Annotated in this window: 6 protein-coding genes; all 6 read right to left on the bottom strand. The window is 38.5% G+C overall.

From position 1 onward, the window contains the following. Position 1: 1 nt before the first annotated feature. Genes OK18_RS16205 through OK18_RS16180 form a run of 6 tightly spaced genes read right to left on the bottom strand, consistent with a single transcriptional unit; the run spans position 2 to position 17529 of the window. Positions 2-9910, bottom strand: coding sequence for a SpvB/TcaC N-terminal domain-containing protein (locus tag OK18_RS16205; protein WP_053328679.1), 9909 nt, complete (start codon positions 9908-9910; stop codon positions 2-4). Positions 9911-9918: 8 nt separating this feature from the next. Further along, on the bottom strand, positions 9919-11889 hold the full coding sequence (locus tag OK18_RS16200) for a T9SS type A sorting domain-containing protein (RefSeq protein WP_053328678.1): 1971 nt from the start codon (positions 11887-11889) through the stop codon (positions 9919-9921). A gap of 10 nt (positions 11890-11899) precedes the next feature. Further along, positions 11900-14146: a S8/S53 family peptidase gene (locus tag OK18_RS16195; RefSeq protein ID WP_053328677.1), complete on the bottom strand. Its 2247-nt coding sequence runs from the start codon at positions 14144-14146 to the stop codon at positions 11900-11902. A gap of 3 nt (positions 14147-14149) precedes the next feature. Beyond that, on the bottom strand, positions 14150-14785 hold the full coding sequence (locus tag OK18_RS16190; protein WP_053328676.1) for a hypothetical protein: 636 nt from the start codon (positions 14783-14785) through the stop codon (positions 14150-14152). Then, positions 14778-15545 (bottom strand): hypothetical protein, encoded by a 768-nt coding sequence (locus OK18_RS16185; protein ID WP_053328675.1) that lies wholly within the window; start codon positions 15543-15545, stop codon positions 14778-14780. Before OK18_RS16185 ends, OK18_RS16190 begins: the two co-directional genes overlap by 8 nt. Next, the gene (locus tag OK18_RS16180) at positions 15520-17529 is read right to left on the bottom strand and encodes a hypothetical protein (RefSeq protein ID WP_156173312.1); all 2010 of its coding nucleotides are present in this window, start codon (positions 17527-17529) and stop codon (positions 15520-15522) included. The genes OK18_RS16185 and OK18_RS16180 overlap by 26 nt, the downstream gene beginning before the upstream one ends. Positions 17530-17541: the final 12 nt, after the last annotated feature.

Below are 17541 nucleotides of genomic sequence, written 5' to 3'. Positions count from 1 at the left end.
ATTATTCACTAGTAGGTTTTCTATTCTTAAATGTTTGTTGACAGTTTTGACATCTGGTAAAATCAATATATTTTCCATTTTCTAATCTCATTGTGTGCATATCTTTTAGATTTTTCCATTTTGCACCAGCATTTAAAGCATTATTAAAAGCATCACATTCTGCACAATTATAGGTTGGCCAACGTTCAAGACTATTTTTAGGAAGATGTTGTTTTAGAACATCATTCACATCATCCAATGATTTTATTGTTCGATTTGTTCCATAAAATACTCTTCCTGTTTCTGAATCTATAACGGCAGAGATAACATATGGCTTTTTACCTGAAGATGATAAAATATCTCCTGCTTTATCAAATAATGCTCTTCTTGCTATACCTGTACTATTGACAGATAAGGCTTTTGATAATCCAAAAAGAATTCCCCATGAAGATGCTACATCTGGTATTGCCTTCGCAGTTCTTGCACCATCTAAAGTATATAAACCACCCACAAAATTAACGGTACCACCAACTAATGACCTCGAAAAACTATTAATTTGATAATATGGATCTAACTGCTGTTTCCAATTAATCTGATATGCTGAAAAATCACTTACTTTAGGAGTTTTCATATTTGGAGAATATCCATAACCAGCATAATTAGGATTATTCATTATATGACGTCCAATACCCGCCAATCCTCTTCCAACAGATGCAAAAAAGCTTTTCCAAAATCCTGGTTTAGGATCGTCTGGCGCCATTCCTGTTGGATCAACAAATTTAATTGGATTGCTAAATGTATATTCATATGGAGACCGTCCTGGAAACTGTTCTGCCAACGGATCTACATTCAGCCACAAGCTCACTCTAGGATTATAATATCTCGCTCCATAATAGTAATATCCTGTCTCATCATCCTGCTCTTTACCATTAAACTTGTAAGGTGTATTGTAAGAATTCTTATGATTCTCCACAAAAACCTCTCCGCTTGGGAAATACTCGATATTTTGGGTTACTTCACCATCTAAACCGGTAATAAAAGAACTACTGCCAAGGTGGTCAGGATGGTACCAATAGGTATCCTTCTCTTCCACGCCTGTATACGAAGGTACACAATTTTCTGTATATCCTGCATTTTGTCCGTAATTAGGGGGTGGCGTAATTCCGTTCGCTGCCATAATCGCTAAACTTGCTGTAGTATTGGCTTCCAGTTTTTCTTTGGCTACTACTTTTTCATTGATGGAAGACGCTCCAGCACCGTAAGGAATGATTAACCATGCACAGTTAAATAATCCTACATCTTTTCCTTTCCCCAGCTTGCTGTTGATACGCTGATCTCCGGCATAATAATGCTTGGTATAAGAAAGTTCATATTTCTGGGTCTGAGTATTGAAGATTAGTCTTGCGACAGCCATTCCGTTAGGATACAAGCTATAATCATTTTTGGTGATCGTTTGAGAAGTTCCGTTAGATCCTGTGATCACTGCTGTAGAAAGAACGTTTTTAATAATTCTTTCCCCTCCCGCATCATACGTATAGATCGCTGAACCGTCTACTTCCGGAGTGGAAGGATTGGTATCTACAAAACGCATACGGTTTTCCTCATCCCATAAGTACTTGGTTTTTGGTTCTGTTACGGTACAGGTTTGTTGTGCAATTGCCGTAGGGTTTCCTTTTTTATCATAGGTGTAATTCTGGAACTTCACCTGTGGATTGTTGACGTCACAACATAAGGCCCCCGGTACATTAGGCTCATCTACAATTGTTGTCGGAGCATGTGGTTTTGTTCCTTCATACCGGTAATTTAAACGATAAGAAGTAGCCTCAATGTTATTCCAGACTGTTCCGGTACTGCCCATGGCTCTTTCATGCTTCTGTGTTTTACTCATCACATTATGCATATTATCATAAGCCATTGTAACCGTATAACGCTGACGCTCTTCCTGACCTTGTGGGTTCATCCCACGCCAGTTTCCACTTGCAGAAGTTAATCTGTATAAATCATCATACCCATAGGCATGATTGGTTCCTCCTCCTAATAGTCCAGCTTGTGCTACAGGAGCATTATTGTGGATTTGCAAGACATTACTTACTACATCATATTGATATAGGTTTTTCATGAAGTAACGATTCGTAGGAGTCTGGGCATTCAGCTTCAGTAGCCTTCTTCTCTTCGTTTCGTATTCATAGCTGGTTGTGGTTCCGTTTCCGTATTTCAGGAATACCCTCTGGTCAAATTTATCATAGCCTAATTCATTGATGATATTTCTGGCAAATCCATCTTTTACGGAAGCCATACTCTTAAGGTTTCCGGCCAGGTTATAATTGTACGTTACTTTTTCTCCGTCCGGATACGTAATTGTTTTCACACGGTTCCAGGTATCATATTCCCATTCGGTACCGAACCAGTATACTCCTGCTCCAGGAGCAGCTACAGAACGACGTTGATGTGTCAATTCGCCTAATCTTCCGTATTTCAGGTATTGGGTACCGGTAGCATCAGTCTGATACCATAATCTTCCCACCGCATTATTATCCATTGCTGAGGCATCCATCGCCTGACCATAATAATATTTCACATTATTTTCAGGATATTTTGGATAATTAATTGCTTTTAAACGTTTGTAATCATACTCATAGGTAGCTGTTTCATTTTCCGCGTTGGTTCTGGAAGTCATATTGCTTGCAGGGTCATAGGCGAAAGTTGAAGTACCATTATCCGGATGGGTCATGGAAGTCCTTCTTCCGAGATCATCATAAATACTGGTGGTCAGGTTATTCTGTACATCCCTTACTTTCAATAATTCTCCAATCGCATCATGAGTAAAGCTGGTAAAGATATCCCCTGTATTGGATGGTTCGTGTATTGTTGTAATACGTCCTTTGATATCCGTATATGTATTTTTGATTGTTCCTAATTCATCCGTCATCATGGTACGGAACATCTTTCTTCCTTCACGGTCATTTCCAAAACCATACTCTACTTCAGAAATCAGGTCTTCGTCCGGTAGCTTAGTTGTAAGTACCCTATCCAGAACATCATAGGTGTTAATCGTAGGAACAATATTATCTACTGCTGCATCATAAGTATTCACTGAAGCTTGTCCTTCTGTAGGATAATACATTTTTAATGCCCTTCCAAAAGCATCCTTCTCAACTTTTCCGGATATAACATATTTAAGTCCTTTCTGATAAAGATCCGCTGTCTTTTTCACCTGGATAGGACTACCCAGACCATCTGAAATACTTATCGTATTAATAGTATTATTAGCATTATCAGGATCATAATGACGGGTTATGGCGTAAGACTGTGCTCCTGTAGCATTCAATGGTGCATTTGTAATAGGCTTATACTCAAACTGTATCGTCCACGGAATGTCATTAAACAATTCATAAGGCCCTGTAATTTCAGTAGTTCTTCCCGCTGCATCATATGCATATTGCGTTGGCTGTAAATTCATGTCTTCAGTAAAGACAGGCACTCCGAACCGGAAATCATATTCCGATTTGCTGCTGTACCCGAAAGCATCTTTTACCACTGTCGGATATGTTGCTACATTGGTATCATAAGTATATTCATGGAAGAAACGTTGTCCCTGATAATTGGCAGGACCAGTTGCTTTTTTAATATTTCCATAGATATCATACTCATAACTGTTGACAGGATTTCCAGGTCCTATCATTGTAATGGCTGTAACATTACCTTTACCGTCATACTGAGCCGTTCTTTCTCTTACTAACCCTGTGGCGGTTGATTTCACCTTAGTAGGTAGTATAAGGTAGTTGGAGGCATTATCAGTAATCTGATATTGAATTTCTGTTGTTAATTCGTCTGTGCTTCCAATCTTCTCATCTCCTTTATCAAAATATCCTGTTAAATTCGCATAGTTATCGAATGTGACATTTTGAGTGAAGGTGGATTTACCTGCTGTGCTTTGTCCTTCGTAAAAGTTGGACATCGTTTTAACCGAAGCTATAAAGTAGGCATAATTTTGCAAACTTTTTTCTGCATCGCCTTTGAAAAGATTAGTTTCCGGTGTATTGGTGTTATTGATGAAGCGTACAGAATAGTCATTAATCTTCTCCGTCCATTTATTTCCCGCAGCATCATACAATACCTCAGACAATAAAGCTCCTTTTAAAAAGTATGAATTATTGTTAAAAGTCTGTAATGTATAACGGTATATTTCAGTAGCCGCAGCTCCTCCGTTTCCTGTATTGATTTGGTTGGTTCTTACTTTCTCAAATCCATAAAAGGCTCTTTCCCTTCTGCTGTGGTAAGGGTTTTCATAAGTAACTGTAATTTTAGAAAAATCAGGTTTAAACTGACTATCCCCAGTAAATCCGTCATAAGAAACTACAGAAGACATTACCCATTTATTTTGAGGAAGCTCGTAGGTATTTCCTGCCCTTTCATAGGAAACTTCCCAAGATCCTCCCATTGGAGTCGTTACTTTCTTAAGGAGATTCGTAGTCCCTATTGTGGAATATTGTACCAGTGCGCTCGTATTGCTAAAGTTACCGTCTCCATCCGCCTGTGATTTTAATAAATCCGGGAAACCATCTCCATTTAAATCTAATATTTGCTGCTTAACGTTACTATCTCCTTCTCCAAAGCTTGTACTAGGGTTTATAGAAATTTTTAGTGAATTTCCGGTAGTTCCAAGAGGAATGAGGATAGATGCTGTAAATCCGACATTCATATTAAATCCACGGGAAACATCCTGTTGAATATTGGATGAAGCGTTCCATGGTATGGAAACAAATTTATTTCCTGTATTAATCTGTACACTCAGGTTTCCGCCTGAATTGGTTACCAAATCTGCCAAACCATCATTATTGATATCGATCAGGGATGTTTTCTGATCAGTAAACGTTTCAGATTTTCCTGCTCCAAAAGCAATACTTCCGTTAAACATATTGACACCCTTCGGTAAACCACTTGTTACCGTACCTCCAATAGATGCTCCCGCACCAAGATTCGTTGAAGTGGTGGTTCCATTTCTGAAATTACCATATGAAAGGCTTTCAGCCGGAGCATAAGAATACCCTAAGTTCAGCTGAACCTGCCCGTCATTCGCTACTTTATCCAATAACCCGTCTCCATTAATGTCAATATAACTGTAATTAGAGAAATCTGTTCCATCAGATGTTCCCGCTGAAAAATTAAATCCTGGCTCAACGGCTTTCAAGGCATTTTTATTACTGGATTCATTGGATTTTCCAGACAAAGGATAGCTTTGACCAACTCCTACCCCTGTATTTTTATGATTGGTTCTATGTGGATTATCGTTTGCTCCCGGCAAAGTATTTCCGGAAAGCATACCAATCATATTGGTATATTGAATATTATTTCCACTTAAGACATCGGGATACCCATCGCCATTCATATCAAAATAATCAAGAGTGTTGATCGTTTCACCTGAAGACGTTGTTTTATTCAATGAGAAAACAGAGAAACCTCCCGAAATCCCGCCATTCTTATTAGTGGTTTTCGATTGCTTCACAGGAGCATTAAAAACTCCCGGAGTATTCGCAGATGTACCTTGTGAAAGCACGCTCATATCATTCATTCCCATTCGTGATGAAGAAATCTCTGATCCTTGTACGTAAGTCGTTTTACTCATTCCAATATACCTCTGAACATAGTCGGTATTACTTGGAGTATTGAAATCTCTTCCGTTATAAGCATTCATCATGATGAAAAGCCTGGAATTCAAAGGTGTAGAATCGTTCTCATCACTAGGAGGAACTAATTTACCAGGATCTATAGGCTGACTTCCATAATCTGGTAGCTGATCCTGTAGTTGGCTACAAGCAGTAGGTAATGTACCATATCCTCCATGGTAAATAAATTGCCCCCAGCTTCTGTACATTGCTCCAAATCTTCCATTATCAGTGGACAAATCTGTACTGGAACCTTCTTTGTATATTTTATCAGTATCTTTTCCATAGACATTGATACCATGGGTTTCAAATACGGTAGGAGCAGCAGGATTCACATTCACAGATTCACGAATTTCCACCTCCATATTAGGAATTGCTCCATCCAATCCGGCGTCAGAAGCTAAGTCCGTATAACATTCAACATAATAATCATTCCAACGTATGATCGGCTGAGAAATAGAAAGCTCCTGCATAGAATTCACACTGCCTGTCCAATTGATCGTAGTAATAATTGGGTCTACAAAGTTTCCACGCTGCATTACCCTATTTCTTACGATATAAGTATATCTTCCGGCTGGTTTACCTGTTAACTTTGCATAGAGTGAATAATTTCCGTCACGACCACGCATGTCAATCCATGGCTTAAATGTAGCCGTTGTATTGTTTCTTAAATTATAAAACTGGAAATCCGGAATGATAGGAAGCTCTATATCACTTCCTTCATAATTGATGGTCAATTTTAAATTATTAAATTTTAAATTCTCCCATTTCTCATTCAAATTAGATTGTACCTGGAAATATACAATATCATTCTCCGTCAAAGCCCCGGTATTCAATTGAAGGGTTTGATTTCCTGTAGTTGTATATGGATACTGCTGGCTTCCTATTGTTGTTACCGTACCATCTGATTGTTTTTTTACAATTTTAACGGTAATATCTTGTACTGTCAGAGGTTTATTAAAAGTTCCCGTAATAGTACCGGAAGCAACATTCACAGGAACACCTGTACCATTTTTACTGCTTACCAAGCTCACATTATCTAATTGTCCCAAAGGAGTTTCTGATGAATCTCTGTACCAGTCTGAAAGAGCTCCCGGATAGGGATATGAGATAGGAGTTGAAAGATAAGAAATCCCAGCAACCATTTCAACAAGATCGCCGACACCATTATCCCTTGAGTTTACTCTGAAATAAATATAATCCCCTTGTTTTACCTGTAATGAAGTTGTAGTGATATTAGCCCTTGCTGTACCCGTAAGGACCGTGAATGGTGTAAGGAAGCTTGAAGTGTTAGTCTCCGGCTTAAAGTGTTGTACACTTACTTTTACACCATCCGGACTTGATGAAGGATTTTTTAGCTGCATCCAACCGGATATTCCAATCATTCCGTCAAACGGTGCCCTCCAGACTTTAACAACATCATGCAATGGAGAGTTTTTATAATCTTCCAATACCTCATTACAATCTACAGCAGGTGTACTTATTGCTGCACCTTTCGTAATGGGATTGGGAGTTAATGAAACATCTGTACTGTACTTTAAAACTCCATTTTCTACTCTTCCGAAGTAAACCTGCCCGTTACTTACAATATCCTGAATCCCATCACTGTTGGCATCTGTAAAGTAATTATAAGTCAGATCTTTTGTTTTGGATGTTCCACCTGAAGCTCCTGCCTGAAAAAGGATTGAAGCTGTTGCTTGTAAACCGAAACTATTCGTATAACTTTTTGAATAAGAAAACGATTTTGAATTTTCCGGAGTTAATAAATTACTACCAAATGCACCTGTATCCGGACCTTTTTTTCTGTATTTAAAAGTAGTATCCGGAGAATTCCATTCATTTTTCAGAATCTTATCAGGCAGTCCGTCACCATCCACATCTGTGATAGTCAATCTTCCTCCACCTTCTCCTTCAGTATACTGATAATCTCCTCCAAGAGTTGCACTTTTAGTAATTGGATTATACGCTTGAGTATCTCCTACTTTTGCAAGACCAAATGTAAGAGCTCCACCAACCGTACTATTTTTTGAATCACCATGTCCCAATAATGAAGAACTCTTGATTCCTGCATCGTTAGCCACACCGTCTATGGTGGTTTCCGGTGCATACTGGGATGTTTCAATGTTGTTAAAATACTCTATTCTATTCGTATAAAACTCAGCGCCTTCTGCATTTTTTTCGGTAATACTTTCAAGCAATGTTTTATAGAAAGCTCCTTCTTTATATATAAAATGATAACTTCTTACCGGCTCTCCTCCATAAGTTATTTCAATTTTATTTAATTTTTTGGAAGTTACCTGAAGAAAACCCAGACGGCCATTAATCTGTACATCAGATCTTCCTGCAACTGTTTCAAATACTATTTTATAATTTTTAGGTGGATTTTGTGTATTATGTAAAGTATAATTGATTTCTTTAATATACATTTCCTGCCCTCCGTTACCCGGATTTCCCTGATAAACTCTGTCATCGGTATTATAGTGATAGTCTATATAATTCCCATTGGTATCGATAGTTCTGAAAAGTGCCCAATGTCCAATATTACGGGTACCAAGCTGTCTCAATACTGCATTTTCCGCTACCGCAGTGCCATCCCCTCCAAAAAGATTTCTGGTACCATCCTTGCTGATGACTTCCCACCAGTAATCGGAGGGGCTGCTTCCATGTCTGATGATCTTGTTATAAGCTCCTTCTATTCTAGGATAAAACTGCCGTTCCGCCGTTCTGTCTTTATCAAAACCTTCTGTACGATTGGGTAATACAAATTTATCTCCGTCCTTAAAGGTCAATTGTTCCCCTCCAAAAGAATAGATTTCAGTTTCCTTGGCACTATCATATCTTGGTACCCCCCATCTGGTATCAATGCTAATGGCAGGAATAGAGAGGTCCCAGCCTAATCCCATCCATCCGTTACCTCCTTGACTGTTATAATTGACAGATAATGAGGGCTGCATTCCTTGTCTACCGGCAGGAAGCTTAATAGGGAAGCTCGTATTTACCGTTCCCATACTGTTAGGAGAAGGCGCTCCTATACTTACAATTCCTGTAGATGGATCGGCAGCTTTAATATCTTTTATGGAATTAGGTGCATAGTTCCCGGTTTCCGGAGATTCCGGAACCTTGATGATTCCTGCAACCATATCTGTAAAATGCGTTGTTTTGGAAACCAAAATCTGCTTTTCAGTCATTAAGGAATCCTTTTCTAACGCCATCCATTTTTTCTGAATATCATCAAAATAAAAAGCTTTGATATCCTGTTCTGTATATCCTGTAGGAATTTTAGACTTATCATACGCCATTGTCACTTTTGCAGGAATACTGAAATGTTCTCCATGCGGAAGAAAACGATAAGCAAAATGTTCTTTGGTTACATTGACGAATTCTGGTGTTGTAGCCGGAATATCAATATCCCTCAAAGGAGTTACCGAAAAATTCTGTGACGTTTTCAGAATTCCTTTGTTGACTTCAAGGCCTGCTCCTTCCCAATGTAATTCTCCGGCTTCCCCGGCTGCTATATTTTTGATCAATGCAGAAACTACCGTTTTCTCCGGTTTGTAGGATGAAGGAATTGCCTTATCAACTCTGATACGGACATTACGGACTTTGTAGGTATAATCTGCTTCAGAAGGAATGGTAAAAGTAATTTTGTTTTTCCCTTGAAGAATTGCAGAAGTTGATAATGCTTCCGAATGGAAAGTCCATTGGTTGTTTTTTTCGACAGCATTACCTCCGGTAGCCAATTCATCATTGATGTATTTGCTTACTCCGGAGGAATGAGTCACTCCATACAATTCATATTCCAGCCAGGCGGAAGAATTTGATTTTACTGCATTATCAACGATTACGGTAAAGATATTATCATACACCTGGTCTATAGGATGGGCTTCATCTTTACCAATAACACCTTGTTTGATATCTGAAATATAATATCTGGAGCTGTTTGTATGGCTGGTATTAAATGTTGTTCTCTCAATGTTAATACTTTTTGAAACTCCTTCAGATTGAGATGCAACTTTCTCTTTATTATCTGACACTTCTGGTGAAGGTTCTGATGCATCGGCTAAATTCTTTTCAACTGAAGAAAAGGTAAATTTAGGATCTTTTGCGGCTATACTTTTATACTCCTTACCTCCCGGTTGCCTCTCTTCTTTCGTCAGGAAAAGATGATTGGCCTGGGCATGTATCTGCGACCATGAGATAAGCAAGATAAAGGAATTAACCAGCTTCTTCTGTTTTCTGATTATGTTAAATAAAGATGTCTTCATAGTCGTTACTAATTAATGATTAGTTTAAAAGTTTTTTTCTGGGTAGTGGTTTCCACGATTACGATATATGTTCCTCCCACAAGAAGCGAATCCTTAATTTCATAGAATGATTTGCCGGATTCTTTTCTTTCTTTAGCCAGTCTTCCGGACATATCCAGGATTTTGACATAAATATCTTCTGCTTTTGACAGACGGGCACGAATCGTAAAACTTTCTCCGGCACGTGTAGGATTAGGGAAAATAGTAATACCGTTCTCTGATGATTGGGTTACGGTCACTTTACTTATTCTCACACAGCCATCAGAAGTGGTTGCCTTAATGGTATATTCTCCCGGTTCATAGAGCTTAACATCAGGACGCGTGCTTGTAAATCCGTTATCTGAAGTCCATTGATAATGAGTTCCCCTGTTATCAATATTTTTGGAAGCATCGAGTTCAATATATCCATTTTGAGGAAGTACATAACTTTCAGCTAAACTATTATGAACGGAGCCAAAGTTGTTGATCTCAAAACTAAAGCGCGAAGAAGTATTGGCTTTATCCAAAATTTCCATTGTATAACTTCCTGTTGCAAGATTATTAAAATCCACTTTTGAGTTTTGGGAAGTCTGATTCTGTACCAGTACATTATCTTTGGTAAGATTAATTTTATAAGGTCCCGATCCCCCTTGAATATTAAGTTTCAAGGCACCAAAATTATTATTACAACTGGCCTGTATAATTTCTTTTGTCAACAATAGTTTTGAACCTAAAGCAAAAGTAAACACATCCGTTCCCGAAAAGTCTTTGTCGAATACTACATCTTTGAAATGGGCAAATCCTTTATCATCTATTAATCCTACAGAGTAAGTTTCCAGATCTGTGCTATTGAATTCCCCTTTTCCGGATCTGTCGATCACCAATGATAATTTTTTCCCTTCAGGAATCACAGGAATAATATCCTTGATGTAGAAAACAACTTCTGTGGGAAAAGCCTCTTCTTTCTTTTCAGCGGATAAACGGATTTTCCATTTCCTTTTTAAAAGCTGCTGTCCTAATACTTCCTGATCAAGCACCAAACCATCCCGGCTGTTTCCCCAAATCAGAAATGTCTGATCAGGCAACTGTGCCGTATTGGTTTTATTACTCACAGCCAATTCTTTACTGGCGATAATTAAGCGTTTATTTTCAGAAGTACTGGTAGACTGTTTCTGGTAAAGCCCCGAATATTGATCTATACCGATCCCCGCTATATTTTCAGGGTAATCTGTATAGTCTTCTTTTTTCCATACTTTTTTACTTTTAGAGCTCAGATATTCAGTCATAGGTATGGTAATTCCGTATTTTATGGCTAAATAAGAATTAACCCTGTCTCTTTCATTTTGAGTTAAAATTTTACGGTAAATAAAGAATTCCGGTAATTTTCCTTTGAAAGCAGCCCAGTTTCTTGTTCCTGCATCTTTTCCGATATAAATATTGCTTTTTCCTGAACTTCCCAACACATATCCTATTTTCTGAGAGGGTACATCAAATTTGGAATACATACTTAAAGAAGCTGTGCTATCTAGCTTTCCAGGTTCTATATCATTAATTTGCTCGTTGTTATACCTGAAAACGTTGGCTGTACTGTAGTACATTTCCTTTTCTCCTGAAAAATCCGTAGAAAGCAGAGCACTTTCCCTATTCGTATTTTTATTCTGATAAATCATGAACAGGTTGACCTTGTTCAGGGTTTCCATCACGTAAGGGATTTTCAGAAAATTAGAAGTCCCGTCAAAATCCAGCGCATCATTATAATTCAGTAAGCTGTACCGGGGTTTATTCTTTTCTGCCTCAGCTGATATAGCATGTTGATTACTACTATAATCCGTATACAACAGTGTTGTTGTTCGCCCTGCATCAGATTTCAGCCAGAGGCTTACTTCTCCTACTCCACCGGGACTTTGGGAAAACGCCAGGGAACTGAAAGACAGAAAGATGATTCTATGCAAATAATTCATGGTCTTTTTTTTATTTAATGATTAGTTTTTTACCGGTTTTCTGAGTTGCCGTTTCTACATACAGGATATATGCTCCACTTGGCAACCCTCTTACATTTAATGTTTTCATAAACTCTCCGCCAGGGAAATCCTGGGAACTTTCCTGACGCAATACTTCTTTACCTGATACATCATATAAGGTCATCACAACTTTAGAAGTCTTTCCTAATCTGAATTTCACATTCACTTCTTCATGAGCGGGATTAGGATACAGCATAATCTCATCCTGCTTATCAATCTCCATTTGTTTTGCAGGAACGGATGCTGTGATCTTATTGGCTGTTCTGGCCAATGATTGTGCTTTATAGAGTAAAGGAAGGCTGATATTGCCACAATCCGGATCAATATAAGCTAAGAAGTCTGCTCCCGGTTCTGTTTCAAATCCTACTGTGTTATTACCTCCTGATGCATCAGATAATAATTCTACAGACTTAGTGGCCTTATAAGTAACTTTTGCTGTACTCTTAATAACATTGGACGCTTTAATTTCTTTAGCGGTTCCTACAAAATTAGGGGCATCAATATTGTCTTTTTCTCTTACCAATACATATAAATCATCGGAATAACAAAAAGATACTCCTGAAAGGATCAGAGAAAAGTTCTGATTTCCTTGCTGAAGAGTTCCCTTATGTTTAATGATCACCTGATAGAGTCCGTCAGGATTTTCAATTTCCACTTTCTCAATATTATCTACTGAATTGGCTGAATTTCGCGTTGCTACAGCAGTATAGTTATTAATTCCTCCCAGCTTCCAGGGATAAAAAGTTTGTGCATTCCCGGCATCATCTTTTTTAACGATGGTAATATCCAAGTCATTAATTAATGCTTTAGCTTCATCATCTGTAACTGTATTTCCAAGGTTCCCGGCAGGATCTGTCCATGCTAAAGTAGCTACCAGTGGTTGTTGATCGGCTTTTGTTGCAACAACATATAGCCGATATTCTTGCCCATTAGCTAAATTTTCTTCTTTAACTAAAGTACTTTTGTTATTACTATAGATCAATTGTGCTGCTCTCTCCGTATCCATCAGTCCCCAACCATAGATATAATCAGGTCCCAAAGCGCCTTTATCATTCGCTGTATGGGCGAGAATTGCTCTCACGGAAGACGACCACATATAATTAGGATTAAGGGTTTTCCAATATTGTTGGAGTAACGTAATTCCTCCGGTTACAGAAGCAGATGCGGAAGAAGTTCCATTATAATAGCCATAAGCAGAATTATACGTTTCTATAGAAGAATATACATTTTCTCCCTGAGCGGCAATATCCGGTTTAATTCTCCCATCATCGGTTGGCCCATAGCTACTGAAAGAAGAAATACTAAAGTCGGAATCCCCATTAGGATTACTATTTTCATTGACTGAAGTAACGACCAACACATTTTTGGCAATTCCTCCTCCTTCTAACAGGTCGTAGCCTTGTTTTGCAGCGACCTGAGGGGCAATAGCAGGATCAATACTCCGGGCATTTCCCACTGCTTTCACAATCTGAAAATAAGGAGCATTATACATAATATTATCCCATTCCTTTGCTGTTGTATTATACTTTCCGAACTGATATGTTTGTAAGTATATCGGATCAAATCCGTAGCTGTTATTCGCAACGAGCATACCTCCTAAAGCTTCTACTGTCATTTCTGCTGTATCATTCACCCAGTCATAGGCTTTAGAAGTAGCATCATAGGCAATACCGGTAGCATTAGGATTGCTCGTATTATTACCAATCAATGTACCGGCGATATGGGTACTGTGACGGGAAATAGTTTGATTTTGATTGGTATTATAAGTAATCTTTCCCGTCAATAGCTGGTGGCTAAGTCTTGGTTTAGAATAATCCCATTGACCAATGATCATTCCCTGGCCGGAAATACTCAACCCTAATCCCTGCCCTGAGTAGAATTTATTGGCTTTAATCCGTTTGGAAGGATTAGCATTTAATGTTGTATAATACATCGGGTGCCCTTGTTCATCTTCATTAATTAATTGCTTCACATTCTCCCCTTCTACAATAATTTCTTTAAATCCTTTGGATTTCAACCGGCTCACTGCCTGCTCTCTCTGTACAGACTGTCTTTCCTGTGCAGCGAGAATATTTCGCAGAGCAGCTTTCTTTTCAACGGGGAAATCTTTCTCACTTATTTGTGCTGTGACATTTGAATACTGAAAAAACAATATGGCAATGCCCAGGCTATATTTATAGGTTACTGCTGATTTCATATTTTAAAATGTTTGGCGATGATCATTCTCCAGCTTTTCTATACGTTTCTGAAGTGTATCAATGACTTTGTTTTGGTTATTAATCTGGTTATCTAATTCTGAACTTTGCTGGGTAAGGCTCTGATTCCTTTTATTAAGATCTATTGTATAAAGAGTTAGCTCCTCTATTTTAGCCAAAAGCCTTGCTTTCATCTCTCCGAGTTCAATTCCATTCTTTACCACTTCTTCTGCAGATGGAATATTGGGTAGATGCCCTTTCTCCTGAATATGTTGTTCAACTTCTTCCAGTCTTGGAAGTTGATAATCCGACTTGAATACATAGTCTGCCCAACCATTTTCAGAAGCGATATCTAATTTTATCTTTTCTGCTTTAAGAGCCCCTTTCACAAAAAGTCTATAGCCGGAACAGCTTGTACAGGAAAAATTAGAAACTCCAATGCCCGCTTTACCGGTTATATCCAGCTGCATTGCTTCCGTACCATTTGTTTTGAGAAGTAATTTCTGGGAATCTGTAGTTCCTACAAAATGAGTATCAGGGCTGGTACCGGCGTTTCCCCTTGCGCTCCAATATTTAGGAGTAGTCTGAGAGTAGACATGTTGGAAGAAGATGATACTTATTAAAAAGCTATATTTATTCATTATTCTTCGAAGTTTTAGAGTCAACAATTTTCTTATTTCCAGCTTCCAAAGCTTCCACTTTTTTCAGAAGAGTTTTAATTATTTCCTCTCTGTTCTTTACATTCCCCCCTAATTCAGCGTTCTTTTGATGAAGCTCAGTATTTTTTTTATTCAAATCGATGGTGTAAAGAGTAAGTTCTTCAATCTTTTCTAATAATCTGGCATCCATTTCTGCAAGATCAATCCCTTTTTTCACGACTTCCTCAGCAGAAGGAATATTAGGCAAGTGGCCTTTTTCATGAATGTGTTTCTCTACATCTTCTAACTTGAGGAGCTTATAATCCGGACGGAATACATAATCTGCCCAGCCATTAGCTGAAGCAACTTCCACTTTTACCTTTTCTGTTTTAATTCCGTCTTTTACAAAAAGTCTGTAATTAGAGCAATCAGTACATGAAAGATTTTTAGTACCTATTCCAATCTTTCCATTAGAATCGATACGCATGCTTTCGACATTGTTGGTTTTGAAAACTAAACTTTGCTTATCGGTGGTTCCAATAAAATTATAAGCCGGATCAGTAGCTGTATTACCGGTAAGTTCCCAGTTATTATTACCTCCACAAGCTCCTTCATAGCATAATGACTGAACAGTATCCAATAGCATGTGAACTGCTGCATTGGTAGAGCTGGACGCTTCAATAATAACCTGTTCATTTAAGTTCAGATTGGTGGTAATTTTATAACAATTTCTTCCATTATATTTCTGTAGCAGGACTCGCAAAATCCTGTGAACTTATTACATCTCCATTGATATTAAAGAATCTTATCTTTACACTTGTCCCTTTCCACTCAGATACCGGAATATAAATGGTATAATTATTCTTATTTCGATCCACACAAATTCCTCCTGCTTTTGTAGCACAAGTTTTTTGTTTTTCAAAATCATTCCACTGGTCTGAAGGTACAGCATCAAAAGTTTTGGATACTGCCGCATCCTGCGGACTGGAAACTTCATAAGTGAAAGTCTCTACATTTTGAACACCACTAACAGGTCGCCCTTTCAAAAAATAATATTCTTGCCCGTTGGAGGAGATCTTAGTAAGAGAAGTCGTATCGAAAATAACCCCGTTAGCTCCATTTATTGCATCTCCGTTTTGCCCGTATATTTTCAGAGTAACTTTATCAGATTTCCATTGGTTGACCGGTATGGTAATCTCTGCCCAACCATTGTGTACGCGGTTGAAGCAAACAGCAGCCTTAGGAATACATACTGTAGAGGCTCCTGCTATGTTTGCCTGCTCTTTCGATAACAATGCATCAAAAGTTTTTGACACAGCCGCATCCTGCGGACTGGAAACTTCATAAGTGAATGTCTCTACATTTTGAACACCACTAACAGGTCGCCCTTTCAAAAAATAATATTCTTGCCCGTTGGAGGAGATCTTAGTAAGAGAAGTCGTATCGAAAATAACCCCGTTAGCTCCATTTATTGCATCTCCGTTTTGTCCGTATATTTTCAGAGTAACTTTATCAGATTTCCATTGGTTGACCGGTATGGTAATCTCTGCCCAACCATTGTGTACGCGGTTGAAACAAACGGCAGCCTTAGAAATACATACTGTAGAGGCTCCTGCTATGTTCGCTTGTTCTTTTGATGGCAATGCATCAAAAGTTTTGGATACTGCCGCATCCTGTGGACTGGAGACTTCATAAGTGAAAGTTTCTACATTTTGAACTCCACTTACAGGTCGCCCTTTCAGAAAATAATATTCTTGCCCATTGGAGGAGATCTTAGTGAGAGAAGTTGTATCGAACGCAACTCCATCAGCTCCATTTATAGCATCTCCATTTTGTCCATAGATTTTCAGAGTAACCTTATCCGATTTCCATTGGCTGACCGGTATGGTAATCTCTGTCCAGCCATTGTGTACACGGTTGAAACAAACGGCAGCCTTAGGAATACATACTGTAGAGGCTCCTGCTATGTTCGCTTGTTCTTTTGATGGCAATGCATCAAAAGTTTTGGATATTGCCGCATCCTGTGGACTGGAGACTTCGTAAGTGAAAGTTTCTACATTTTGAACTCCACTTACAGGTCGCCCTTTCAGAAAATAATATTCCTGCCCATTGGAGGAGATCTTAGTGAGAGAAGTTGTATCGAACGCAACTCCATTAGCTCCATTTATAGCATCTCCATTTTGTCCATAGATTTTCAGAGTGACTTTATCCGAGGTCCATTGACTAACTGGTATGATAATTTCTGCCCAACCATTGTGTACACGGTTGAAACAAACGGCAGCCTTAGGAATACATACTGTAGAGGCTCCTGCTATGTTCGCTTGTTCTTTTGATGGCAATGCATCAAAAGTTTTGGATACTGCCGCATCCTGTGGACTGGAGACTTCGTAAGTGAAAGTTTCTACATTTTGGACACCACTCACAGGTCGCCCTTTCAGAAAATAATATTCTTGCCCATTGGTAGAGACCTTGGTAAGAACATTCGTATCGAAAGTAACCCCATTGGTCCCATTTATAAGATTTCCATTTTGTCCATAGATTTTCAGAGTGACTTTATCCGAGGTCCATTGACTAACTGGTATGATAATTTCTGCCCAGCCATTGTGTACACGGTTGAAACAAACATCAGCCAAAGCTTTCGGTGGGTGAGTTATGTTATTTATATCCCTACGGTTAATAATATGAGCTTGAATGAAAACCAAGCAAAAGAAGCTCAGTAAAAAAGTAGTAAATAATTCTTTTCTCATGGTTATATTTTT

Origin of the sequence: Chryseobacterium gallinarum, assembly GCF_001021975.1 — a bacterium.
Lineage (GTDB): Bacteria > Bacteroidota > Bacteroidia > Flavobacteriales > Weeksellaceae > Chryseobacterium > Chryseobacterium gallinarum.
This window is presented reverse-complemented; position numbering and strand designations above follow the sequence as displayed.